The organism is Streptomyces sp. NPDC047130 (genome assembly GCF_040643475.1).
Taxonomy (GTDB): Bacteria; Actinomycetota; Actinomycetes; order Streptomycetales; family Streptomycetaceae; genus Streptomyces.
Genome location: NZ_JBEYUK010000006.1, coordinates 174,475 through 197,653, shown reverse-complemented (window position 1 = coordinate 197,653; position 23,179 = coordinate 174,475). Strand labels below are relative to the sequence as shown.

The window sequence follows — 23,179 nt, the reverse complement described above, 5'->3', positions numbered from 1 at the left end:
GCTCGTTGCGGAGGAGCCGTCCTGCGCCCGTGGATACCGCGTCCCTCCTGCCAGGGGTGGCGCGAGCCGCTCGGCCGCGGAGGGCGCCGCCCTGCGCCCGCCCTCTCCCCAGCTCACGGCTCTGCTCAAGCAGGGGGACAGTCGACAGCACCGTGCATGGGCGTGGGCATGGGCATGGGCATGGGCCCCCGCGGCAGGACAGGGCCCGAGTACAGGCCTGACCCCCTCGCCCGCTGGGCGGCCCAGCCGCCGCAGGGCGACGCGGCAGCCAGGTCGGCCCGCGCTGCTGACCCCGCGAAGGGCGGTGGAGTGAGAAGCCCCGCGCGGCGAGACGTTCAGGCCGGGCGCCCGTCCGGGGCAGGGGCGGCACGGACCACCCGCGGGGCGAACCGGCATGCCCGCCGCACGCCGAGGCCGGTGCCGCCTGCGGCGCGAACCGCGAACGGTGGGGCGGCGGGGAGGGCGCCGTCGCCGGCGGTGGCGAGGGTCAGTCGTCGTCCTCGTCGTCGAGGCGGGCGAGCCAGGTGGCGAGACGCTCGACCGGGACCTCGAAGTCGGGGTTGAGGTCGACGAACGTGCGCAGCTGCTCGGCGAGCCACTCGAAGGTGACCTCCTCCTCGCCGCGCCGCTTCTCCAGCTCCTCGATGCCGCGGTCGGTGAAGTACATGGGGGTGGTGTCTCTCCTGCGGTGGACCGGACGGTCGGGACGGTCGGGACGGTGGACGGTACGGGGAAAGGGTAAGGGCCCGGCCGGGGAAACCCGGACCGGGCCCTCACCAGGAGGACTGCGGGGCCTTACGCCTCGAAGACCTCACGGACCAGCTGCTCCTGCTCCGCCTGGTGCCGCTTCGCGGAACCGACCGCCGGCGACGAGCCGTGCGGACGCGAGATGCGGCGCAGGCGCTCGGCGGCGGGGACGTCCGCGCCGACCTTCAGGTCGAGGTGGTCGATCAGGTTCAGCGCGATGAACGGCCAGGCACCCTGGTTCGCCGGCTCCTCCTGCACCCAGAGGTACTTCTGGGCGTTGGGGTACTTGGCGAGCTCGGCCTGGATCTCCTCGCCCGGCAGCGGGTACAGCCGCTCCAGGCGGATGATCGCCGTCTCCGTGTCGCCGCGCTTCTTCCGCTCGGCGTCGAGGTCGTAGTAGACCTTGCCGGCGCAGAAGACGACCTTGCGGACCGAGGCCGGGTCCACCGAGGCGTCGCCGATGACGGGGCGGAAGCCGCCCGTCGTGAACTCCTCCGCCTTCGACGCGGCGGCCTTGAGGCGCAGCATCGACTTCGGGGTGAAGACCACCAGCGGCTTGTGGTGCGGGTTGTGCACCTGCCACCGCAGGAGGTGGAAGTAGTTCGACGGCAGGGTCGGCATGGCGACCGTCATGTTGTTCTGCGCGCACAGCTGCAGGAAGCGCTCCGGGCGGGCGGACGAGTGGTCCGGGCCCTGGCCCTCGTAGCCGTGCGGCAGGAGCAGGGTGACGCCGGAGGTCTGGTTCCACTTCTGCTCGGCGGAGGAGATGAACTCGTCCACCACCGTCTGCGCGCCGTTGACGAAGTCGCCGAACTGCGCCTCCCACATGACCAGGGCCTCGGGGCGGGCCAGCGAGTAGCCGTACTCGAAGCCCATCGCCGCGTACTCGGACAGCAGGGAGTTGTAGACGTTCAGGCGGGCCTGGTCGTCCGACAGGTACAGCAGCGGCGTGAACTCCTCGCCGGTCTCGCGGTCGATGATGACCGCGTGACGCTGGCCGAAGGTGCCGCGCTGCGAGTCCTGGCCCGCGAGGCGGACCGGAACGCCCTCGAGGAGCAGCGAGCCGATGGCGAGGGTCTCGCCCATGCCCCAGTCGATGGTGCCGTCCTCGACCATCGCGGCGCGGCGCTGCAGCTGCGGCAGCAGGCGCGGGTGCGCGGTGATGTGGTCGGGGATGTTGACCTGGGACTCGGCGATCCGCTTGACGACCTCGGAGGAGATCGCGGTGGTCACCGGGACCGGGAAGCCGGCCTGCGGGTCGTAGGCCTCGGAGGGGACGGGCTGCGCGGTGGCCTCGCGGACCTCCGTGAAGACCTTCTCCAGCTGGCCCTGGTAGTCCTGCAGCGCCTGCTCGGCCTCTTCCAGGGTGATGTCGCCGCGACCGATGAGGGACTCGGTGTAGAGCTTGCGCACCGAGCGCTTCTTGTCGATCAGGTCGTACATCAGCGGCTGGGTGAAGGCCGGGTTGTCCGACTCGTTGTGACCGCGGCGGCGGTAGCAGATGAGGTCGATGACCACGTCCTTGTTGAACGCCTGGCGGAACTCGAAGGCGAGTCGGGCGACCCGGACGACGGCCTCGGGGTCGTCGCCGTTGACGTGGAAGATCGGGGCCTCGATCATGCGGGCCACGTCCGTCGCGTACATGGAGGAACGCGAGGACTCGGGGGCCGCGGTGAAGCCGACCTGGTTGTTGATGACGATGTGGACCGTGCCGCCGGTGCGGTAGCCGCGCAGCTGCGACATGTTCAGGGTCTCGGCCACCACGCCCTGGCCCGCGAAGGCCGCGTCGCCGTGGATGGCGATCGGCAGGACGGTGAAGTCCGTGCCGCCCTTGTTGATGATGTCCTGCTTGGCGCGGGCGACGCCCTCCAGGACCGGGTCCACCGCCTCCAGGTGCGAGGGGTTGGCCACCAGCGAGACGGCGATCTGCTCGCCGTCCAGGCCGGTGAAGGTGCCCTCGGCGCCCAGGTGGTACTTCACGTCGCCGGAGCCGTGCATCGACTTCGGGTCGAGGTTGCCCTCGAACTCGCGGAAGATCTGCGCGTAGGACTTGCCGACGATGTTGGCGAGGACGTTCAGGCGGCCGCGGTGGGCCATGCCGATGACGACCTCGTCCAGGCGGGACTCGGCGGCCGAGTCGATCACCGCGTCGAGCAGCGGGATGACGGACTCGCCGCCCTCCAGCGAGAAGCGCTTCTGGCCGACGTACTTGGTCTGCAGGAACGTCTCGAAGGCCTCGGCGGCGTTCAGGCGGCGCAGGATCCGCAGCTGCTCCTCGCGCTCCGGCTTGGAGTGCGGGCGCTCGACGCGGTCCTGGATCCACTTGCGCTGCTTCGGGTCCTGGATGTGCATGTACTCGATGCCGGTGGTGCGGCAGTACGAGTCGCGGAGCACGCCGAGGATGTCGCGCAGCTTCATCATCGACTTGCCGGCGAAGCCGCCGACGGCGAACTCGCGCTCCAGGTCCCACAGGGTGAGCCCGTGCTCGGTGATGTCCAGGTCGGGGTGCTTGCGCTGCTGGTACTCGAGCGGGTCGGTGTCGGCCATGACGTGGCCGCGGACCCGGTAGGAGTGGATCAGCTCGAAGACGCGGGCGGCCTTGGTGACGTCGTCGTCGTGCGAGGCGTCGATGTCCTTGAGCCAGCGGACCGGCTCGTAGGGGATGCGCAGCGCCTCGAAGATCTCGTCGTAGAAGCCGTTCTCGCCGAGCAGCAGGTTCGACACGATCCGCAGGAACTCGCCGGAGGCGGCGCCCTGGATGACCCGGTGGTCGTAGGTCGAGGTGAGAGTCATCACCTTGGAGATGCCCAGCTTGTTCAGGGTGTCCTGGGAGGTGCCCTGGAACTCGGCGGGGTACTCCATGGCGCCGACGCCCATGATCACCGACTGGCCGGGCATCAGGCGCGGCACGGAGTGCACGGTGCCGATGCCGCCGGGGTTGGTGAGGGAGACCGTCACGCCGGTGAAGTCGTCCATCGTCAGCTTGTTGTCACGGGCGCGACGGACGATGTCCTCGTAGGCCTGCCAGAACTCGAAGAAGTTCAGCGTCTCGGCCTTCTTGATGGCCGCGACGACGAGCTGGCGGTCGCCGTTGGGCTTCACCAGGTCGATGGCCAGACCGAGGTTGACGTGCTCCGGCTTGACCAGCGTCGGCTTGCCGTCCTTCTCCGCGAAGGAGTAGTTCATCGACGGCATGGCCTTGACGGCCTGCACCATCGCGTACCCGATGAGGTGCGTGAAGGAGATCTTCCCGCCCCGGGCGCGCTTGAGGTGGTTGTTGATGACGATGCGGTTGTCGAACAGCAGCTTCACCGGGACGGCGCGGACCGAGGTGGCGGTCGGCAGCTCCAGCGAGGCGTTCATGTTCTTGGCGACGGCGGCGCCGGGGCCACGCAGGGTGACGTACTCGGGCCCGCCCTTCGCCTCGGTCGCCGGCTCGGCCTTCGCCTTGGCGGGGGCCTTCGCCGGGGCCGCGGCCGGAGCCTTGGCGGCGGCGGGCTTCGCCGGGGCGGGAGCGGCCTGGGCCGCGGGCTTCGCGGGGGCCGCCGGAGCGGCGGCCTGCTGCGGGGCGGCGGGAGCGGCGGCCTGCGCCGGAGCCGCGGCCGGAGCCGGGGCGGCGGGCTGGGCCGGGGCGGCCGGGGCCGGCGCGGCGGACTGCTGGGCGGAGGAGCCCGGCTTGTAGTCGGCGAAGAAGTCCCACCAGGCGCGGTCTACCGAATTCGGGTCCTGGAGGTACTGCTGATAGATCTCGTCGACGAGCCACTCATTGGCGCCGAACGCGGCCGCGGGGTTCTTACCCGCCGAACCTGCGTCGGTCGAGACACTCGAGTTACTGGGGGACTGTGGCGACACGGCGGCAACCGCCCTCTTCCGCTTCACAAGGTTATGGACAGCGGGAACAAAGGCTACGCCTCCCCGGCAGGGATGGTCAGGCCGGGCCCGGTCATCGTCGCGCACATCACATCCGCGAGCGTGTTTCGGCGGCGGAAATGGCGGGAAACAACCGGGGTTCCCCTATGAAACAGGTGTGTACGGGTGCGACGACGGAAGCCGCGCACGGCCTCCGTACGAGCCTGTTCCCCCCTTCCACGTGCTGACACGTGGTCCACCGGCGCGGACGTCGGTCGATCTTGAAGAGGTCTTGGTCCGAACTTTACGTCAACCCTCTTCCGGGATGCTTCCCGGAAGGGTGACGAGCATGCGACAACCTCGTTCGGATTCGGCCACGCGGATGCGTCCGCCGTGCAGTTCCACGGCCCAGCGGGCGATCGCGAGCCCCAGTCCGGTGCCGCCGTCGCTGCCCGGGCCGTGCGAGGGCGCGGAGCCGCGGTTGAAGCGCTCGAAGACGCGGTGCCACTCGGCGCGCGGGATGCCGGGGCCCTCGTCCTGGACCTCCAGCGTCAGCGAGCCCGGGTACGGTCCGCCGCGGGCGCGCACGGTGACCCGGCCGCGGGACGGGCTGTGCTTCATCGCGTTGTCGATGAGGTTGGCGAGCACCTGGTGCAGCCGCTCCGGGTCCGCGTGCGCGGTCAGGCCGGTGGGCTGGACGTCCAGGTGCAGGTGGACGTCGCTGCGGGTGTGCGTGCCGGAGCCGGAGGCCAGGCCCGGGCGGGCCGCCGCGACCATGCCGGCCTCCTTGATGATCCCCGAGAGGTACGGCCAGACCTCGAAGGTGCGGGCCTTCAGCGGCACCACGCCGTTGTCCAGGCGGGACAGGTCCAGCAGGGTGTCCACCAGCCGGCCCAGGCGCTCGGTCTGCCGCAGGGCGGTCCGCATGGTCTCCGGGTCCGCCTCGCAGACGCCGTCCACCACGTTCTCCAGGACGGCGCGCAGGCCCGCGATGGGGGTGCGCAGCTCGTGCGAGACGTTCGCCACCAGCTCCTTGCGCTGGCGGTCCTGCGCGTCCAGCTCGTCGGCCATCCGGTTGATCGCCCGGGAGAGGTCGCCGAGTTCGTCGCGCCGGTTCTCGCTGACCCGGCGGCCGTAGTCGCCGTGCGCTATGGACCGGGCCACGCCGGTCATGGCGTCCAGCGGGGCGGTGAGCGACTGCGCGACGAACTGGGTGATCAGCAGTGTCGCGATCATGGAGAAGACCATGACGAACCGCAGCTCGGTGTCCGTGCGCAGGGCTATGAGCAGGAACCCCGTGGTGATCAGCACCGAGATCACGACCAACGCGCACAGCTTGGTCTTGATCGAGAACGGACGCATCCCGCGCCGGGGGCACGACGGCCCGTACGGTCTGCGCCCGTTCACCGGGCGCCCGGCCACCGGGTCGCTGGTCATGGCGTCGGCGTCTCCAGGGCGTAGCCCACGCCGTGCACCGTGCGGATGCGCTCCGCGCCGATCTTCCGGCGCAGCGCCTTGATGTGGCTGTCGACGGTCCGCGTGCCGGAGGCGTCGGCCCAGTCCCACACCTCGGCCAGCAGCTGCTCACGGGAGAGCACCGCGCGCGGGGTGTTGGCCAGGCACACCAGGAGGTCGAACTCGGTGGGCGTCAGGTGGACGTCCTCGGAGCGGACCCGCACCCGGCGCTGGGCGTGGTCGATCTCCAGCTCGCCCAGGCGCAGCACGCCCGAGCGCGGCGTGGCGGCGGCCAGTGCGGCGCGCTCCATGCGGCGCAGCAGCACGTGGACCCGGGCCGCCAGCTCCCGCATGGAGAACGGCTTGGTCATGTAGTCGTCGGCGCCCACGCCGAGGCCGACCAGCATGTCGGTCTCGTCGTCGCGCGCGGTGAGCATCAGCACCGGGACCGGGCGCTGGGCCTGGACGCGGCGGCAGACCTCCAGGCCGTCGAAGCCGGGCAGCATCACGTCGAGGATCAGCAGGTCGGGCTGCCAGGCCTCCGCGGTGTCCACGGCGGCCGGTCCGTCACCCGCCGTTTGCACCAGGAACCCCTCGGCGCGCAGGCGGGCCGCGATGGCGTCGACGATCGTCGGGTCGTCCTCGACCACCAGGACTCTGCGCTGAGCGCCCTGCGTCGCCGTGCTTCCGCTGTGCGAGGTGTGTGTCTGCTCCATCGCCCGCCCCTGGTGTGCTTTCCGGAATCCGTGGGGTGATTCCCATGCCTGCGGTCACGGCGCCGATGATCGGCGCCAGGGGCAGCGTACGGGGAGTCACCCGTCAAGAGCCATCCCGGGCCGCAGGGCGAGGTGGACCGCGTCGGGGACTCCTCGGGCAACGGGGACCTCATCGGTACGGACCTGTCGGAACCCGGCATTCCGCAAGGTACCTTCGAATTCCGCGGACGGTCGCGCGGACCAGACCGCCAGCACCCCGTCGGGGCGCAAAACCCTTGCGCAGCACGCCAGTCCGGCCGGTGTGTAGAGGCTGTCGTTGCCTTCGTCGACCGTCCACCCGGGGCCGTTGTCGATGTCCAGGCACAGGGCGTCCCAGGTGTGGGAAGTCACATTCAGGTAACGCGTCAGATCGGCCTCGACGATCTCCGTGCGCGGGTCGGCGAGGGCCTCGGCGGTGAGGTGGGCCAAGGGACCCGAGCGGTGCCAGTCGATCACCGCGGGCTCCCGCTCGACCACCGTGATCCGCTCCCAGCGGGGGTCGGCGACGGCGTGTGCGAGCGAAAACCCGACGCCCAGGCCGCCGATCAGCAGGCGCGGCGCCGGGCGGCCGCCGGTCTCGTCGAGCCGGCGGGCTGCGGCGTCGACCAGGAGGCGTTCGGAGCGGCCGTCCGAGGTGTCCATCAGGAAGCAGCCGTTCGCGATGATCTGCAGCAACGTTCCGTGGCGGCGCAGGACGATCTCGCCGTGGGGGCCGGTGCGGCGGTCCACGACGACGGGGGGTTCGGCGTCCCCCGCCTGCACGGGGGTGTACGTGGCGGACATGACCGCCATCCTGCCAAGCCCGGTGGCCGGATATCGGCGAACGGGGGAACCGGCGCGGTCCCGCGGGGGACAGGCGCTCTTTCCGGGGGAGCTCTACGGGCGTAGCTTCGGTGCCTGGCACCACTGACATGTTCGCGGCAAACAGCTCCCCGAGCTCCCCACCGGAGGTTCCGCATGTCCGTGCTCAGACCCTCGCGCGCCGTCCTCGCCGGCGTGCTCCTCGCGGCTCTCGCCGCCCTCACCGTCACCCCCGCCCAGGCCGCCGAGGGCGCCGCGGCCGGCGAGCCGCCCGCCCGGGGCTCCGCCCACCTCGGCATGGGCGTCCCGGCCCACGACGGCCGGCACGGCGAACCGCCGACCGGCAGGGCCGCCGCCGTGACGCAGACCGAGGGCGTCGACGTCAGCAGCCACCAGGGCAACGTGAACTGGTCGGGGCTGTGGACCAGCGGCGTGCGGTGGGCCTACGCGAAGGCCACCGAGGGCACGTACTACAAGAACCCGTACTTCGCGCAGCAGTACAACGGGTCGTACAACGTCGGGATGATCCGCGGCGCGTACCACTTCGCCACCCCGGACACCACGACCGGCGCCGCCCAGGCCCACTACTTCGTCGACAACGGGGGCGGCTGGTCCCGCGACGGCAAGACCCTCCCGGGCGTGCTGGACATCGAGTGGAACCCGTACGGGGCGTCCTGCTACGGCAAGACCCAGGCCCAGATGGTGTCCTGGATCCGCGACTTCCTGACCACCTACAAGGCCAGGACCGGGCGGGACGCGGTGATCTACACCGCGACCAGCTGGTGGACCGAGTGCACCGGCAACTACAGCGGGTTCGGCGCGAGCAACCCGCTCTGGATCGCCCGCTACGCCTCGACCGTGGGCACGCTGCCGGCCGGGTGGCCGTACTACACGATGTGGCAGTACACCTCGACCGGACCGATCGTCGGGGACCACAACCGGTTCAACGGGGCGTACGACCGGGTGCAGGCGCTGGCGCTCGGCTGACGCGGGGCAGGGCACGGCGCGGCACAGCACGGCACGGCACGGCGCGGCGCGGTGCCGTCCGGGCGGCTCCGGGACCCGGTCCCGCGGCCCCCGGACGGCGGCGGGCCGGGCTCCTCAGCGGTCGACCCCCGCGTGCCCCGGACGCAGGCCCCCGCCGGTCGTCGCGGGAACGGGGGCGGGGGCGGAGGTGGCGGCCGCCGGGGCGGGCGCGGGGGCGGTCAGGGACGCCAGGTCGTGCGTGTAGGTGCCGACGGCGTCCGCGATGACGTCGATGTTGGCCTCGAAGGCGGGCCGCGCGATGTTGTCCAGGTCGTCGCAGGCCTGGTGGTAGCAGGGGTCGTAGGGCTTCCCCGCCTCGCCGCCGAAGAGGGCCGCCGCCTGCTCGCTCTTGGCCTCCTCCGCGCCGGTGAAGGTGCCGCCGGAGGGGATGCCCGCCTCGACGAACGGGCCGTAGTCCGAGCGGCCGGTGAAATCGGTCCCCAGGTGGGGCAGGCCGCGGCGGTCCAGGAACGCGGTGATGCGGTGCTCCAGCTGGGCCGAGCCCGCCGGGCCGGGGCCCGCGCCGAGGCCGTCGGAGTCGTCGCCGTCGTAGACGAACAGCGCGTGGTTCGGCGAGGCGATCATGTCGAAGTTCAGGTAGAGCCGGATCCGCTCGCGCTCCTCGGCGGACAGGCCGCCGACGTACTCCGTGGAGCCGAGGAGGCCGAACTCCTCGGCGCCCCACCAGGCGAAACGCACCCGGTGGGCGGGGCGCTGCTCGGCCCGGGCCAGCTCCAGGGCGACCTCCAGGAGGCCGGCCGAGCCGGAGGCGTTGTCGTTGATGCCGGGGCCCTCGGTCACGGAGTCCAGGTGGGCGCCGAACATCACCGTGCGGGCGGGGTCGCCGCCGCGGGTCTCGGCGATCACGTTGTGGGCGGTGCGGCGTTCGCGGCGCTCGCGGAGGTCGAGGGTGACCGTGGCCCCCGCGGTGTCACCCGCCTTCCCGGCCCGTTCCGCGGCGGCGGACAGGGCCTCGCCGTCCTCGCGGGTGACCCCGCCGGCCGGGATCACGGCTGCGGAGGGGTCGCCGAGCGTGCCGTGCAGCGGGCCGTCCTCGGTGTTGGCGATCAGGACCGCGGCGGCGCCGGCCCCGGCGGCGGCACGCTGCTTCTCGGCGAACGAGCAGGCGCCGCGGGGGACCAGCGCGACCTTGCCCTTCACCGCGTGGGCGGCGTAGTCGGACGGCTCGCAGCCGGGGGTGTCGTCGCCCCGCGCGGGCAGGGCGGCGAGCGGGGCGGTAAGGCCGCCCTCGGGGGTGGAGACGGTGTAGGTCATCAGCTTCACGCCGACGTCGCGCGGGGCGGCGTCCGGAGCGGTGAGGCGGAGCTTCTCGGCGAGGGTCTCGGCGTAGGTGAACGCGAAGGGGACCGAGGTGACCCGGTAGCCGGCCCGGCGGAGGGAGTCGCGCACGTAGGCGGTGGACGCGTCGGCGCCGGGGGTGCCGGCGGCGCGGTTGCCTCCGTTGGCGTCGGCGATGCGCTGGAACGCGACGAGGTGGCGGTGGGCGTCCCGCGCGTCGGCGCGGGCCACGAGGCGGGCGGCGAGGGCCTGGGCCGCGGCCGCGGGGTCCTCGGCGGGCGGGGCGGGGGCGGGGGCGGTGGCCGCGAGGAGGAACGGGGCGGTGAGGGCGGCGGTCACGGCTCTGCGTCTGCGCACGCGGGGTTCCTTCCGGCGGCGGGGCAACCTCCCGCCATGCTCACCCCCCTCCCGCACCCCCGCAACGCGGGACTTTCCGCCCTCTCCGCCACGCCGCGCCACGGGCCGCGTCCGCCGCGCCGTGCCACGGGCCGCGCCGCGGCGGGGGCCGCGTGCGGACGGCACGGTCGGCCTACGTGTGGTGCCGGTCGCTTGCCGCCGAGGAGGCGCCGTCCTCCCCCAAGCCCTCGGCCTCGCCCGGGCAGGGGCCCCATCGCCCCCCCGGGCGGCCCACGCCCGGGGGACGGTGGGCGTGCCCCCGCACGCGGGGCGAAGCGTGTGCCGGGGGAGCGGCGAGGCGACGCCGGCGCGGCGAACTGCACGCGCCCGCGGGTTCGCCGGGGAGGCCTCGCGGCGGGTTGCCCGCAGGGGCCGTGGGGGCCGGTTCGGCGAGCCGTGCGCGGGACGGGAGCGGCGTGACGGGGCGACGTGCGGCGAGGGGGCACGGGAACGGCGGCCCGCTGGGGTCAGAGGCGGAGGTGCGCGACGGTGGCGTCGTCGTGGGTCTTGGCGGGGCCGAGGTGGGCGCGGGCGGTGGCGTCCGCCGACTCGAGGGCGCGGACCTCCGCGATGAGGGCCTCCGCCCCCCGGTCGCGGACGACGGCGAGCGCGTCGCCCCACCCCCCGCGGCCGAAGACCTCCACCCACCGCGTCGCGCCGTCGGTGAGCGCGGTGAGGGAGCGCACCCCGTCACGCGGCACCGATCCGACGACGGCCCGCGCGGCGACGCCCGGATCGGCCGCGGCGGTCCAGAAGCCCCCCTCACGGTTCCGCAGGTTCGCGTCCACGAACGCGGCCGACCGCAGCCGCTCCCGCGGGATCCGCGCGAGCCGGTCGTCCGTGCGCGCGTCCACCTCCCCGTCGGCCCGTTCCACCAGCAGCACGGAGTCCGCGAGCACCAGGTGTTCCACCGTCTCCGCGTCCCACCGCGCGACCACCACCGTGGCCTGCGGCGTCCGCGGGTGAGAAAGGTCACAGCCGTCCGCGTGCGCCTCGGCCGTGCGCCGGATCGCGGCGGCCAGCACCTCCCTCAGGGGAAGATCCCGCCGGGATAGGGACAGTTCGGTCAGCGCCCCGCCGAGCCGGGCGGTGAACCAGGGAACGGAGTGCACACACCCGGTCTCGCCGCGTGGAGGAGTGACCCCGTCGAGCACCACCACCGCGCCGCCGAGGCCGGAGGCCGGTAGTCCGACGGAGACGAAGTCCTCGTTGGGAAAGCCGAGTTCGGAGGGCTCGGAGGCCAGTTCGGTACGCATCCGGCCAGTCTGCACGCGGCGTCACGGGTTCCGCGGGAACGCCGGCGGCGGGGCGTGGGAGGCGGCGGAACTCCCGTGCCGTGCCCGCTTGGTGGGGAATCCGGCGTGATTGTGAAGGCGTGGCGGCGAATCCTGCCAAAGTCCGTGTCGGCCGTCCACCCGGGGGTCCGGGGGCCCGCTCGGACGACCGCGCGGGTGGGGGGTCGTGACTTGCCCCTCAACTACCCTCCGATGTTCACTCCTTCGGGTGGCGGGACGGTTGATGACCGGTCACCGCCCACCGGCACTGGGAGGGTCGGACACCGAAAACCGGAACCGTACCGGGTGAGTGTCGCCCCAGTTGACGGCAGGTCACCCGGGCCTTGGGTACACGAGTCAGGAATGCGAGCACCGGTGCAGAAGACGCGGCCTCGGCGTACGGGCAAGAAGAAGGCCTCCCGCGAGGGCACGGAGAACTCGCCCACCACCACCGGCACCCCGGGCGCGTCCGCGCCGGCCGGCGGCGAGGTGGGCCGGGGCCGGCCCACGCACGTACGCAACCGGCTCATCGTCGCGGTGGCCGTGGTGGCCGCCGCCGTCGCGGCAGCCGGCACCCCCTCCGTCCTCTCCGCCGCGGGGCGGCTGGACGAGAGCAGGGACCTGGTGACGCTCACCGAGCGGACCCAGGACGCCCTCACCCTCGCCCACGCCCTCGCCGACGAACGGGACGAGGTCACCCCCTACATCGCGGCGGGCCGGCCCGAGTCCCTGGCCCCCTCCGAGCAGCGCGGCGCGCGCGTGGACCGGGAGATAGAGGATCTGCGCGGCGCCCCGGACGTCCCGGCGGCCCTGCGGTCGGACCTGGACGAGATCGCGACCGTGCGGCGAGCGGCGCTCTCCGGCAAGAGCACCGCTCTCGAAGCGCACGAGGCGTACTCCCAGGTCATCGCCGAGCTGCACCGGCTCGCCGGCGCCTTGGCCGACGACACCCCGCCGCGCGCCGGAGCGGGCGCCCACGCGCTGGCCGAGCTGGACTCCGCCGTCCAGCAGGCAGCCGCCGCCCGCGGCCTGCTGCTGGCCGCGCTGGCCGTGCCCAGCACCAGCACCCCGGTCTACGACCCGGTCACCGGCACCACCACGGTCACCCGGGTGGCCACCGAGGCGGACGCGAAGCGGCGTGACGAGCTCTCCGCCGCCGCCCAGCAGGCCCAGGTCCGCTCGGACGCCTCGCTGGCCGAGTTCCGCGAGACGGCGCCGGACCGCACCGCGGCCGCCTTCGAGTCGACCGTCACCGGCCCGGAGTCGGAGGCCGCCCGCGACTACCTGGAGCGCCTCACCGACCAGCCGCAGCTGGACGACAAGGACCTCGGCACCGACCCGAAGAAGCTGGCCGCCGCGCTGTCCGCCCGGCTCGACCTGATGCGGGGCGCCGAGTCCTCGCTCTACGAGAGCCGGGTGAAGAACCTGGTCGAGCTCCGTGACAACGACGTCACCGAGCTGGAGATCCGCATCGCCGCGCTGATCGCGCTGCTGCTGGTCGCGATCGGCATCGCCACCGCGCTGGCCCGCTCGCTGACCCGGCCGCTGGCGGTGCTGCGGCTCGGCTCGGCGCGGCTCGCGGAGAACCCGGAGGGCCAGGAGCCGATCCGGTTCACCGGCCGCAAGGACGAGTTCTCCCAGGTGGTCCGCTCGGTCAACACCCTGCACGCGCACGCGCTGGCGCTCCAGGAGCGGATCGGCACCCTGGAGGCCGACCGCAAGCACCTGATCGGCGAGCGGCAGCGGATGGCCGACGCCCGGGAGGAACTGCGCGCCGAGCTCGACGCGGCCCGGGAGGAGCTCGAGCGGTCGGAGGACTCCGTCGAGGGCGCCTACGTCAGCCTGGCGCTGCGGATCCTCGGACTGGTGGAGCGCCAGCTCACCGTCATCGAGGGCCTGGAGGCCCGCGAGGAGGACCCGGAGGGCCTCTCCACGCTCTTCAAGGTCGACCACTTCGCCACCGTGATGCGCCGTCACAGCGAGAACCTGCTGGTGCTGGCGGGCGTCGAGCACGGGCAGCAGCACGCCGGACCGGTGCCGCTGGTGGACGTGGTGCGCGCCGCGGTCAGCGAGATCGAGCGGTACGAGCGGGTGCGGATCGGTGCGCTGCCGCCGGCCGCGCACCTCGCCGGGTTCGCCGCGGACGACCTCAGCCACCTGCTGGCCGAGCTGCTGGAGAACGCCACCGCCTTCTCGCCGCCGGAGCTGCCGGTGGAGGTCTCCGGCTGGCTGCTGGAGAGCGGCGAGGTGATGCTCTCCGTCCAGGACGAGGGCATCGGCGTCACCGGGGACCGGCTGGAGCGCCTGAACAACCGGCTGGCCCACTTCGACCCGGAGCAGCCGCACCGGCCGGACGAGGACGACGGCCTGGGGCTCGGCCTGTACGTCGTGGCCCGTCTCGCGCACCGGCACGGGGTGCGGGTACGGCTGCGCGAGCAGACGCAGGGCGGCGTCACGGCCGTCGCGGTGCTGCCCACCTCGCTGCTGGCCGCCGCGCCGGCCGCCGCCCCCGTCACCACCGCGCCGCTCAAGCAGCACGGGGCCCCGACCGCCCTGCCGGGCGCGGACGCGGAGGCCAACTCCAACGTGCTGCCCGGCCGGACGCAGGCCCGGCGGAGCGCGGCGGAGCCGGCCGCCGCGGCCGGGAAGAGCCAGGAGGCCGTGGCGGACGGGGCCGACAGCGCCGAGGGGACGGGACCCGTGCCGGTGCCCGCGCCCGCGCCCGTGTCCGCGCCGCGGGAGGAGACGGTCTCCGGCGACGGCGCCGCGCCGGGCGTGACCGCTCCCGAGGAGCCGGTCGACATCGTCATCGCGGCGGCCGAGCAGGCCATCGCGGCCCAGGCCGCCCGTGCCGAGGCCGAGGCCCGTGCCGAGGGACCGGCCACCGCGACCGAGGGCACGGCCGCCCCGGCCGCCGCCGACCGCACGACGGCCCCGACCGTGAGCACCGACGGGGACTCCGCCTTCACGGTCGCCGCACCCGACACCGCCACGGAGGCCGCGCCGGACGCCACGCGCGCGGAGACCACCTCCGCGGCCGATGCCGACACCGCGGCCGACGCCGCCCGCACCGGTGGGGACCGGTACGAGGCGGCGGCCGAGGAGACCACCGCCGTGCGGCTCCCGGAGCAGATGACCGGCGAGCAGGCGGAGCACCTGGCCGCAGGCCGGGACGGGACCGCCGGCCGGGACGGGACCGCCGACCCGTACGCCATCGGGCCCGACCGCCACGAGCGCGCGGCGGACGAGGCCGAGGTCGAGCCGGTGACCGACAAGGGCCTGCCCAAGCGCACGCCCAAGATCGTGGACGCCCCGGCTCCGCGGGTGCGCACCAAGGCGGTGGACGCCGAGGCGCTGCGCCGCAGGCTCGGCGGCTTCCACAAGGGGTCGCAGGCCGGCCGCCGTGACGTGGAGGCGGAGCTGGCGTCGACGACTGGCGGGCCGGGCGAGGGGAAGCCGGGTCCGCAGGGGGAACGGGGTGAGGGGGCCGACGTGCCGCACCCGCGTCAGGGGATCGCATCCGAGCAGGCCACGGGGGGAACCGTCGAGGAGGCAAGCAGTTGACCGCGCCCAGCACCGTCGGACTGAGCAGTGAGGCTCGCAACCTGCACTGGCTGTTGACCAACCTCGTGGAGGAGGTGCCCGGACTCCAGTCGGTGGCGGTCGTCTCCTCGGACGGCCTGCTGCTGCTCTCGTCCGACCCGGCGGACCACGCGCCCAAGGAGAAGGAACAGGACAGGAAGACGCCGGCCGGCCCGCGCGGCTCGGCCGCCGACCTGGCCACGGTGGTGTCCGGCATCGGCAGCCTCACCGTCGGCGCCGCCAAGCTGCTGGAGTTCGGCGGCGTCCGCCAGACGATGGTCGCCATGGAGGAGGGGAGCCTCTTCGTCATGGCGATCAGCGACGGCTCGCTCCTGGGCGCGCACGCCGCGCCCGACTGCGACATGAGCGTGATCGCGTACCACATGGCGCTCTTCGTCGGCCGGGCCGGCCACGTGCTGACGCCCGAACTCCGGGACGAGCTGCGCGACTCCATGGAACGCAAGGACGCCACCGTGAGGAGCGGACGATGAGCGCGCCCAGGCTCCCGGTCCGCGGCGGGGACCGTAAACCCGCCCGGGTCCGCCCCTACTCGCTCACCGGCGGCCGGACCCGCTTCGGCCACGTGCTGCTGGTGGAGACCTTCGTGGCGGCGCTGGACGCGCCCCCGGAGCGCAAGGAGCTGCCGAACGGCACGCTGGTGACCCGGGTGATGCCGGAGATGCGCGCCATCGTCGAGCTCTGCCGCCGCATGCGCACCGTGGCGGAGATCGCCGCGCTGCTCAAGATGCCGCTGGGTGTCGTCCGCGTCCTGCTGAGCGACCTCGCGGACCAGGGAAAGATCCGCGTGTACGGGACCGGCCACACCTCCGGCCGTCCCGACCGCGCACTGCTCGAAAGGGTGCTCCATGGCCTTCGCCGTCTCTGATGCCGTGAACGAAGCGGTGACCGACGCGGAGGAGGAGGTCCTCAAGCCCTGGCAGACCGACCGCAACCGTGCCCCCGTGGCCACCAAGATCCTGGTGGCCGGCGGGTTCGGCGTCGGCAAGACCACGCTGGTCGGGACGGTCTCGGAGATCAAGCCGCTGGAGACCGAGGCCTTGATGACCGAGGCCAGCGCCGGCACCGACGACATCACCGCCACGCCCGGCAAGACCACCACCACCGTGGCCATGGACTTCGGCCGCATCACCCTGGACGACGACCTCGTCCTGTACCTCTTCGGCACGCCGGGCCAGCAGCGGTTCTGGTTCATGTGGGACGACCTGGCGCGCGGCGCGGTCGGCGCCGTGGTCATGGCCGACACCCGCCGGCTCAAGGACTGCTGGCCCGCGCTGGACTACTTCGAGAGCTGCGGCCTGCCGTACGTCGTGGCCGTCAACCACTTCGAGGGCAGCGAGCGGTTCGAACCGGAGGACGTCCGGGAGGCGCTGTCCATACCTCCGGCGGTACCTGTCATGATCATGGATGCGCGCAGCCGAATCGCGGTGGTCGACACCCTGCTGGCCCTCGTCGGCCACGCGCTCGACGCCCTCCCCGAGTAGGCCCGCGCGGCCTGCCCGACAGGCCCGGGCACCCAGACGCCCCGCCCCCAGCGTCCCGAGTAGGAGACATCCCGCATGCGGAAGATACTCGTCGTCGGAGCCGGTCAGTCCGGCCTCCAGCTCGCCCTCGGACTCCAGCAGCACGGGTACGAGGTCACCCTGATGTCCAACCGGACCGCGGACGAGATCCGCTCCGGCCGCGTCATGTCGACGCAGTGCATGTTCCACACCGCCCTGCAGCACGAGCGTGACCTCCAGCTCAACTTCTGGGAGTCCCAGGCGCCGAAGATCGAGGGCCTGGGCGTCTCGGTCGCCGGACCGGAGTCGCAGCGGGTCGTCGACTGGGTGGGCAAGCTGGACGGCCACGCCCAGTCCGTCGACCAGCGGGTGAAGATGGCCGGCTGGATGGAGACCTTCGCCCAGCGCGGCGGCCAGCTCGTCATCCACGGCGCCGCCGTCTCCGACCTCGACTACTTCTCCCGCACGTACGACCTGGTGCTGGTCTCGGCGGGCAAGGGCGAGCTGGTCTCCATGTTCGAGCGGGACGCCTCCCGTTCGCCCTACGCCGAGCCGCAGCGCGCGCTGGCCGTGGCGTACGTCCACGGCCTGGGCCCGCGTCCCGAGCACCCCGAGTTCGACGCGGTCCGCTGCAACCTGGTGCCGGGCGTCGGCGAGCTGTTCATCATGCCGACGTACACGCTCTCCGGGCGGGCCGACATCCTCTTCTGGGAGGGCGTCCCGGGCGGTCCGCTGGACGTCTTCCAGGGCGTCAAGGACCCGTCGGAGCACCTGGCGCTCACCCTGGAGCTGATGGAGCGCTTCACCCCCTGGGAGTACGCCAGGGCCACCCGGGTGGAGCTCACCGACGCGGGCGGCACGCTCGCCGGCCGGTACGCCCCGACCGTGCGCAACCCGATCGGCCGGCTGCCCGGCGGCGGCTCGGTGCTCGGCGTCGCCGACGTGGTCGTGGCCAACGACCCGATCACCGGACAGGGCTCCAACTCGGCCTCCAAGTGCGCCGCCGCCTACCTGGACGCCATCCTCGAGCACGGCGAGAAGCCCTTCGACGAGGACTGGATGCGGTCCGCCTTCGACCGCTACTGGGCGACCGCGCAGCACGTCACCAAGTGGACCAACGCCATGCTGGCGCCGCCGCCGGAGCACGTGCTCAACCTGATCGGTGCCGCGGGCCAGCTCCAGCCGGTCGCCGACCGGTTCGCCAACGGGTTCAACGACCCCGCGGACTTCGAGAACTTCTTCTTCGAGCCCGACAAGGCCAACGCCTACCTGGCCTCCGTCAGCGGCTGACGACTCCGTCACCCCCCGTGCGTTCCCGCCGCCCCGCCTCCCGGCCGGGCGGCGGGCCCGTTCCAGGCGGGCCCGCGGCCGGCCGCCGTGCCGCCGGCGGCGGCGTTCCCGTCGGCGTCCGGGGCCACGGCCGGAGCGGTCGTCCTCCTCCCGGTGCGCCGCTCGTAGGCGGCCAGCGCCTCCAGCTGCCCCGGCGACAGCGAGGCGAGCAGCTCCTCGATGCGGTGGAGCCGGGAGCGGACCTTGGCGTCCGCCTTCCTCTTCCGCTCCGCCAGCACCAGTTGGCCGTCGAGCGCGGCGCGGGCGCGTCGGGCCAGGTCGCGGACCCGGTGCTCGCCGCCGGTCAGGCGTTCCACCGACCGCGCGTGCTCGCGCGACGCGCGGGCGAGCAGCCGGCCCTCCTCCACGGCCGTCTGCGGATCGCGGGCGAACAGCACCCGCAGGTACGGCGACACCGCCCCGGCGGCGTCCCGGTACTGGGCCCGCGCGAACCGTCCGGCCGCCGCGCGGCTGTCGTCCAGGGAGAGCCGGGTGGTGGCCAGCCGCGTGTCCAGCAGGGCCACCCGCCGCCGCTGCTCCGCGAGTTGTCCGTCCACGGCGTCGTACTCCTCGGCGGCCCGGTCGGCCTGCCGGTGCAGGGTGCGCAGATCCGCGAGGAGGACGGCGACCGGACGCTGCCGGGCCCCGGAGGGGGGCGCCGAATCGTCGGCGAGGGCGGCCGGCGCGGGGGAGAGGGCGCCCGCCCCGACCACGGCGGCGCACAGCAGGCGGGCAACGGAACCGCGCGACAGGCGTCCTGACATGACGTCACCTCCGGCGCGGGGCGGTCCTTCCGCTCCGCACCGGCAGGATGGGCGGGCCCGCGCCGGACCGCGCGCCGAGGGTCGGCGAGTGGCGCAACCCCATCACCCGTCGGTGGCCCCCGGGGTGCGCGAGGGGCGGGACCAGGGCCAGCGGGGACGGCCCTCGTCGCCGGTGGCGCCGGGCACGAAGACGTACTTCCAGCCGACCGGCAGCCCCAGCCGGCGGCCGTGGCCGCGGGGCTCGCGGCGGTACACCAGCACCGTGGGCGGTGCGCCGTCCGGGTCGGGCACCGGCACCTTGTAGTACTTCGGCGGCTGCCCGGTCGTCCCCAGCAGCACGGGCAGCGTCCGGCCGTCCAGGGGGCCGCCCTCGAAGGGGGTCTCTTCGCTTCTCACCCCTCCAGTGTGGCGGCCCCGGACGGCGGCGGGCGTCAGGCCAGCAGGCCGGAGGACTGCCAGAGCTTGCGGCCCGGGCCGCGGAGCACGCCGATGTCGTCGAGGAAGTCGGTCAGCTTCCTGGCGCCGGTCTGCATGACGTCACGTCGGTGGGCGCTGTTCCTGACCTGCTCCATCGCCTGCCGCTTGTCGAGACCGACGTTGGTGTACACCTCGGGGTTGATGAAGGCGACCGAGAAGACCCGGGCGAACTCCCCGGAGGTGAGCCGGGTGAACTCACGCGACCAGCGGGGCGCCGTCACCATCTGGCGGCGCAGTTCCTCGCGGGCGTACCGGACGTGGCGGGCCTCCTCCACGACGTGGATACGGGTCACGCCGCGGGTGAGGGTCTGGACCCGCTCGTCCGGGAAGGTCAGCCGCTGCATCCAGTCGAGGATCTCCTCGCCGAGCAGGGTCGCGGTGAACGAACCGGGGGTGGTGGAGATGGTCTTGAAGAGCCGCCCCAGGTTCTGGTGCACGGTGCTGACGGGGTACTCCGGGCAGCCGGAACGCTGGATGAAGCGGGCGAACATCTTGGAGTGCCGGCACTCGTCCTCGATCTCGGTGAGGGCGTACCGGACGTGGTTGCTGGTCGGGTTCTTGTCGTAGATGTGCCGGCAGAGCAGCTGCATCAGGATGATCTCGAACCAGATGCCCAGGGAGCAGAGCGCGGCGGCCTCGTGCTTGGAGAGCTCGATGCGCTGCTCCTCGCCCATCCGCTTCCACATCGGGGTGCCGTAGAGCGACACCAGCTCCGGGGGCCAGAACCACTTGCCCTCCTCGAAGGGGGCCTCCCAGTCCAGCTCCTTGTCCGGGTCGAAGGAGTGCTTGGCGGACGAGTCGAGCAGCCGCTTGGCGACCTGCTCGCGGTCCTTCAGCAGGCCCAGTGCGTCACGCAGTCCGGCGAGCGTGTCGGTCTCCGTCACGGTCGTCATGGCTCTCCACCTCGTCGTGCGGTCGGTCGTGCGGTGCGGGACGTGTTACCGGCGGTACTGCTCTTATGAGACTGCGTGTCAGCAAGAGCGTCAATGCTCCGGACGACACCGGTGTGCGCGATGTCCACCGCCCGCGCGCACCGGCCGGGAGCCCGCGCGCACGGGAACGGCAGGCTCCACCCGTGGCGGAGCGCAAGGGGTCAGGAGCTGAGGACCGCCCGCATGACCGCCCGGGCGACGGGGGCGGCGACGTCACCGCCCGTGATGTCGCCGCGGTCCGCCGCCGCGTCCTCCACGACCACCGCCACCGCCACCCGCGGCTCCAGCTCCCCCTCGCCCCGCGCCCAGGACACGAACCACGCGTACGGCGTCCCCGCGTTCCCCACCCCGTGCTGCGCCGTGCCGGTCTTGCCGCCCACCACCGCGCCGTCGATCGCCGCCTGGCCGCCCGTGCCGTCCGTGACGACCCCCGTCATCAGCTCCCGCAGCAGCCGCGCGGTCGCCGGCCGCAGCACCTGCCGCAGCCCCCGCGGTCCGGCCCGCCCGATGGTCGTGCCGCGGGCCGTCGTCGTGCGCTCCACGAGGTACGGCGTCCGCGTCGTCCCGCCGCCCGCCACCACCGCCGCCACCCGCGCCATCTGCAGCGGCGTCGCCCGGGTGTTGAACTGCCCGATCGAGGCCAGCGCGAGCTGCGCCCGGTCGACGTCCGGGTCGAAGGTCGACCGGGCCACCCCGAACGGCACCCGCAGCCCGTCGTCGTTGAAGCCGAACGCCGCCGCCGTGCGGGCCATCCGCTCGGCGCCCACCCGGACGCCGAGGCGGGCGAAGACGGTGTTGCAGGACCACTCGAAGGCCTGCCGCAGCGTCGCCCGCCCGCACTCCGCGCGCTCGTCGGTCAGCTCGGTGCCGGTGCCCGGCAGCCGGTACGGGCCGGGCTCGCCGACCCGCCGGTCCAGGTCGCGGACCAGCCGCGCCTCCAGCGCGGCGGCGGCGGTGACCACCTTGAACGTGGAGCCCGGCGGGTAGGTCTGCCGCACGGCGCGGTTGAGCAGCGGCTGGTCCGGGTCGCCCAGCAGGCGCCGCCAGGCCCGCGCCGCCGCGGGGCCGTTGCCGGACAGGGCGGCCGGATCGTAGGAGGGGGTGGACACCAGCGCCAGGATCCGCCCGGTGGCCGGCTCGAGCGCCACCACCGCGCCCTTCCGGCCGTCCAGCCCCTCGAACCCGGCCCGCTGCGCCGCCGGCACGACGGTGGTCTCCACGTCGCCGCCGCGGTCCGCGGGGCCGCCCAGCAGCGGGAGGGCGGCGAGCAGCGGGTGGCGGCCGGAGAGGACGTCGTCCTCGACGGCCTCCAGCAGCGTGGTGCCGTACGCCTGCGAGGCGAAGCCGGTGACCGGCGCGTACAGCGGCCCGTCCGTGTACGTGCGTTCGTGCCGCAGCCGGTCCCCGGTGTCCACCGAGCCGGTCACCGGACGTCCGGCGACCAGGATGTCGCCGCGGGGCCGGTGGTAGCGGTCGATGTCGGCCCGCCGGTTCGCCGGGTTGCGCTCATGGGCGCCGGCCTCCAGCACCTGCACCCGCGCCGCGTTCACCAGCAGCGCGGCGAGCAGCAGCAGGCAGAGCAGCCCGGCGTGGCGCACGGTGCTGGTCATGGCCGTCCCTCCCCGTCCAGCGGTTCGCCCTCGTCCGGGTCGCGGTGGGCGGCGTCACCGAGCCGGATCAGCAGCGCGACGATCACCCAGTTGGTGACCACGGAGGACCCGCCCTGCGCGAGGAAGGGCATCGCCATCCCGGTCAGCGGGATCAGTCCGGTCACCCCGCCGGCGATCACGAAGACCTGCACGGCGATCAGCGAGGACAGCCCCACCGCGAGCAGCCGTCCGAACGGGTCCGGTGTCAACTGGGCCGCGCGGTAGCCGCGTTCGACCAGCAGCGCGTAGAGCACGATGATCGCGCCGAGCCCCGCCAGGCCCAGCTCCTCGCCGGCGGTCGCCAGGATGAAGTCCGACTTGGCGGCAAAGCCGATCAGGCTCGACTGGCCCTGGCCCAGCCCCTCCCCGAACAGCCCGCCCGCCGCGAAGGCGAACAGCGACTGGGCGAGCTGCCCCGCCCCCCGGCCCGCCTCCACGGAGGCGAACGGGTCCAGCCAGTCCGCGACCCGCCCCCGCACGTGCGGCTCGATCCGGGCCACGGCCACCGCCGCGGCCGACAGCCCCGCCAGGCCCAGCGCGATCCAGCCGAGGCGGCCGGTGGCGACGTACAGGAGGATCACGAACAGCGCGAAGAAGAGCAGCGAGGTGCCGAGGTCCCGCTCCAGCACCAGGACCCCCACGCTCAGCAGCCAGATCGCCACCACCGGGCCCGGCGCCCGGCGGCCGGCCCCGGTGAGCGCCTCGCGGTGGGCGGCCAGGTGGCCGGCGAAGAACACCACCAGCAGCACCTTGGCGAACTCGGCCGGCTGGAGGGAGAACCCGGCCAGGCGGATCCAGATCCTGGCCCCGTTCACCGGGGGGAACAGGACGGGCAGCACCAGCAGCACCAGGGCGGCGATGCCGCAGGCGCGGGTGACCCGCCGCAGCGTCCGGTGGTCGTCCAGGAGATGGACGACCAGGAGGAACAGGCCCACCCCGAGCGTCGACCAGACCAGCTGTGCGGGCGCCGCCCGGTCGCCGGGGGTCTCCAGGTCGAGGCGGTGGATCAGCACCAGGCCCAGGCCGTTCAGCAGCACGGCGATCGGCAGCGGCAGCGGGTCCGCGCGGGGCGCGCGCCACCGGACGACGACGTGCGCGACCAGGGCCAACGCCCCGAGCCCGGCGCCGTGACGGACGGCGTCGGGCGGGACGTGACCGGTGCGGGCCAGGCCGACGGCGCAGTAGCCGCACACGGACAGGAACACGGCGAGGACGAGCAGGGCGAGCTCCGCGCCCCGGCGGCTGACGGGTGCCGCCGTGGGGGGTGGGGGGCCCGCTGCCTTCCGGTCCCGCCCGACCCGGGTGGCCTCGGTGGTCATGGGTC

General features: G+C 73.6%; 18 protein-coding genes. 6 read left to right on the top strand and 12 right to left on the bottom strand.

What is annotated here, in order from left to right:
* Positions 1–487: 487 nt before the first annotated feature.
* The 5 genes from ABZ836_RS11405 to ABZ836_RS11385 form a co-directional block, all read right to left on the bottom strand.
* A complete protein-coding gene (locus ABZ836_RS11405) occupies positions 488–667 on the bottom strand; it encodes a DUF6104 family protein (RefSeq protein ID WP_030049542.1) in 180 nt (59 codons plus the stop codon).
* Positions 668–795: 128 nt separating this feature from the next.
* Entirely contained in the window at positions 796–4,599 is a 3,804-nt protein-coding gene (locus ABZ836_RS11400) for a multifunctional oxoglutarate decarboxylase/oxoglutarate dehydrogenase thiamine pyrophosphate-binding subunit/dihydrolipoyllysine-residue succinyltransferase subunit (RefSeq protein WP_356130516.1), read from the bottom strand.
* A gap of 306 nt (positions 4,600–4,905) precedes the next feature.
* Positions 4,906–5,958 (bottom strand): ATP-binding protein, encoded by a 1,053-nt coding sequence (locus ABZ836_RS11395; RefSeq protein WP_356130718.1) that lies wholly within the window; start codon positions 5,956–5,958, stop codon positions 4,906–4,908.
* Positions 5,959–6,029: 71 nt separating this feature from the next.
* Complete coding sequence (locus tag ABZ836_RS11390) at positions 6,030–6,767, bottom strand: response regulator transcription factor (RefSeq protein WP_151771308.1); 738 nt, start codon at positions 6,765–6,767, stop codon at positions 6,030–6,032.
* Between the two features lie 96 nt (positions 6,768–6,863).
* Positions 6,864–7,589, bottom strand: coding sequence for a spermidine synthase (locus tag ABZ836_RS11385; protein WP_356130518.1), 726 nt, complete (start codon positions 7,587–7,589; stop codon positions 6,864–6,866).
* Positions 7,590–7,763: 174 nt separating this feature from the next.
* Here ABZ836_RS11385 and ABZ836_RS11380 point away from each other — a divergent pair, with 174 nt between their 5' ends.
* Positions 7,764–8,594 (top strand): lysozyme, encoded by an 831-nt coding sequence (locus tag ABZ836_RS11380; protein ID WP_356130520.1) that lies wholly within the window; start codon positions 7,764–7,766, stop codon positions 8,592–8,594.
* Between the two features lie 114 nt (positions 8,595–8,708).
* Here the strand turns inward: ABZ836_RS11380 and ABZ836_RS11375 are convergent, their stop codons facing one another.
* Together ABZ836_RS11375 and ABZ836_RS11370 are read right to left on the bottom strand one after the other, a co-directional pair.
* On the bottom strand, positions 8,709–10,289 hold the full coding sequence (locus ABZ836_RS11375) for a M20/M25/M40 family metallo-hydrolase (RefSeq protein ID WP_361141398.1): 1,581 nt from the start codon (positions 10,287–10,289) through the stop codon (positions 8,709–8,711).
* Positions 10,290–10,795: 506 nt separating this feature from the next.
* Positions 10,796–11,584 carry a hypothetical protein gene (locus ABZ836_RS11370; protein WP_361141396.1) on the bottom strand — a complete coding sequence of 263 codons (789 nt, stop codon included), beginning with the start codon at positions 11,582–11,584 and terminating at the stop codon, positions 10,796–10,798.
* Between the two features lie 393 nt (positions 11,585–11,977).
* On the opposite strand from ABZ836_RS11370, the gene ABZ836_RS11365 reads away from it, so the two are divergent.
* The 5 genes from ABZ836_RS11365 (at position 11,978) to ABZ836_RS11345 (ending at position 17,994) form a co-directional block, all read left to right on the top strand.
* Positions 11,978–15,166 (top strand): nitrate- and nitrite sensing domain-containing protein, encoded by a 3,189-nt coding sequence (locus tag ABZ836_RS11365; RefSeq protein WP_361141394.1) that lies wholly within the window; start codon positions 11,978–11,980, stop codon positions 15,164–15,166.
* Positions 15,163–15,675, top strand: coding sequence for a roadblock/LC7 domain-containing protein (locus ABZ836_RS11360; protein ID WP_356130527.1), 513 nt, complete (start codon positions 15,163–15,165; stop codon positions 15,673–15,675). The genes ABZ836_RS11365 and ABZ836_RS11360 overlap by 4 nt, the downstream gene beginning before the upstream one ends.
* On the top strand, positions 15,672–16,070 hold the full coding sequence (locus ABZ836_RS11355) for a DUF742 domain-containing protein (RefSeq protein WP_356130529.1): 399 nt from the start codon (positions 15,672–15,674) through the stop codon (positions 16,068–16,070). Before ABZ836_RS11360 ends, ABZ836_RS11355 begins: the two co-directional genes overlap by 4 nt.
* Positions 16,051–16,686 carry an ATP/GTP-binding protein gene (locus ABZ836_RS11350; RefSeq protein ID WP_356130530.1) on the top strand — a complete coding sequence of 212 codons (636 nt, stop codon included), beginning with the start codon at positions 16,051–16,053 and terminating at the stop codon, positions 16,684–16,686. The genes ABZ836_RS11355 and ABZ836_RS11350 overlap by 20 nt, the downstream gene beginning before the upstream one ends.
* Positions 16,687–16,761: 75 nt before the next feature.
* Entirely contained in the window at positions 16,762–17,994 is a 1,233-nt protein-coding gene (locus ABZ836_RS11345; RefSeq protein ID WP_361141392.1) for a styrene monooxygenase/indole monooxygenase family protein, read from the top strand.
* Positions 17,995–18,002: 8 nt separating this feature from the next.
* Here ABZ836_RS11345 and ABZ836_RS11340 read toward each other — a convergent pair whose 3' ends face one another.
* From ABZ836_RS11340 to ABZ836_RS11320, 5 genes are all read right to left on the bottom strand, one after another.
* On the bottom strand, positions 18,003–18,797 hold the full coding sequence (locus ABZ836_RS11340; RefSeq protein ID WP_361141390.1) for a hypothetical protein: 795 nt from the start codon (positions 18,795–18,797) through the stop codon (positions 18,003–18,005).
* A gap of 102 nt (positions 18,798–18,899) precedes the next feature.
* Positions 18,900–19,193: a hypothetical protein gene (locus ABZ836_RS11335; protein ID WP_356130536.1), complete on the bottom strand. Its 294-nt coding sequence runs from the start codon at positions 19,191–19,193 to the stop codon at positions 18,900–18,902.
* A 35-nt stretch (positions 19,194–19,228) separates the two neighbouring features.
* A complete protein-coding gene (locus ABZ836_RS11330; protein WP_361141388.1) occupies positions 19,229–20,167 on the bottom strand; it encodes a diiron oxygenase in 939 nt (312 codons plus the stop codon).
* A gap of 200 nt (positions 20,168–20,367) precedes the next feature.
* Entirely contained in the window at positions 20,368–21,816 is a 1,449-nt protein-coding gene (locus ABZ836_RS11325; RefSeq protein ID WP_356130540.1) for a penicillin-binding transpeptidase domain-containing protein, read from the bottom strand.
* Complete coding sequence (locus ABZ836_RS11320) at positions 21,813–23,174, bottom strand: FtsW/RodA/SpoVE family cell cycle protein (RefSeq protein WP_361141386.1); 1,362 nt, start codon at positions 23,172–23,174, stop codon at positions 21,813–21,815. Before ABZ836_RS11320 ends, ABZ836_RS11325 begins: the two co-directional genes overlap by 4 nt.
* Positions 23,175–23,179: the final 5 nt, after the last annotated feature.

Coding starts and splice junctions, on each gene's coding strand:
- ABZ836_RS11405 (WP_030049542.1), bottom strand. CDS start 667: ATGTACTTCACCGACCGCGGCATCGAGGAGCTGGAGAAGCGGCGCGGC.
- ABZ836_RS11395 (WP_356130718.1), bottom strand. CDS start 5,958: ATGCGTCCGTTCTCGATCAAGACCAAGCTGTGCGCGTTGGTCGTGATC.
- ABZ836_RS11390 (WP_151771308.1), bottom strand. CDS start 6,767: ATGGAGCAGACACACACCTCGCACAGCGGAAGCACGGCGACGCAGGGC.
- ABZ836_RS11385 (WP_356130518.1), bottom strand. CDS start 7,589: ATGTCCGCCACGTACACCCCCGTGCAGGCGGGGGACGCCGAACCCCCC.
- ABZ836_RS11380 (WP_356130520.1), top strand. CDS start 7,764: ATGTCCGTGCTCAGACCCTCGCGCGCCGTCCTCGCCGGCGTGCTCCTC.
- ABZ836_RS11370 (WP_361141396.1), bottom strand. CDS start 11,584: ATGCGTACCGAACTGGCCTCCGAGCCCTCCGAACTCGGCTTTCCCAAC.
- ABZ836_RS11355 (WP_356130529.1), top strand. CDS start 15,672: ATGAGCGCGCCCAGGCTCCCGGTCCGCGGCGGGGACCGTAAACCCGCC.
- ABZ836_RS11350 (WP_356130530.1), top strand. CDS start 16,051: ATGGCCTTCGCCGTCTCTGATGCCGTGAACGAAGCGGTGACCGACGCG.
- ABZ836_RS11345 (WP_361141392.1), top strand. CDS start 16,762: ATGCGGAAGATACTCGTCGTCGGAGCCGGTCAGTCCGGCCTCCAGCTC.
- ABZ836_RS11340 (WP_361141390.1), bottom strand. CDS start 18,797: ATGTCAGGACGCCTGTCGCGCGGTTCCGTTGCCCGCCTGCTGTGCGCC.
- ABZ836_RS11330 (WP_361141388.1), bottom strand. CDS start 20,167: ATGACGACCGTGACGGAGACCGACACGCTCGCCGGACTGCGTGACGCA.
- ABZ836_RS11325 (WP_356130540.1), bottom strand. CDS start 21,816: ATGACCAGCACCGTGCGCCACGCCGGGCTGCTCTGCCTGCTGCTGCTC.
- ABZ836_RS11320 (WP_361141386.1), bottom strand. CDS start 23,174: ATGACCACCGAGGCCACCCGGGTCGGGCGGGACCGGAAGGCAGCGGGC.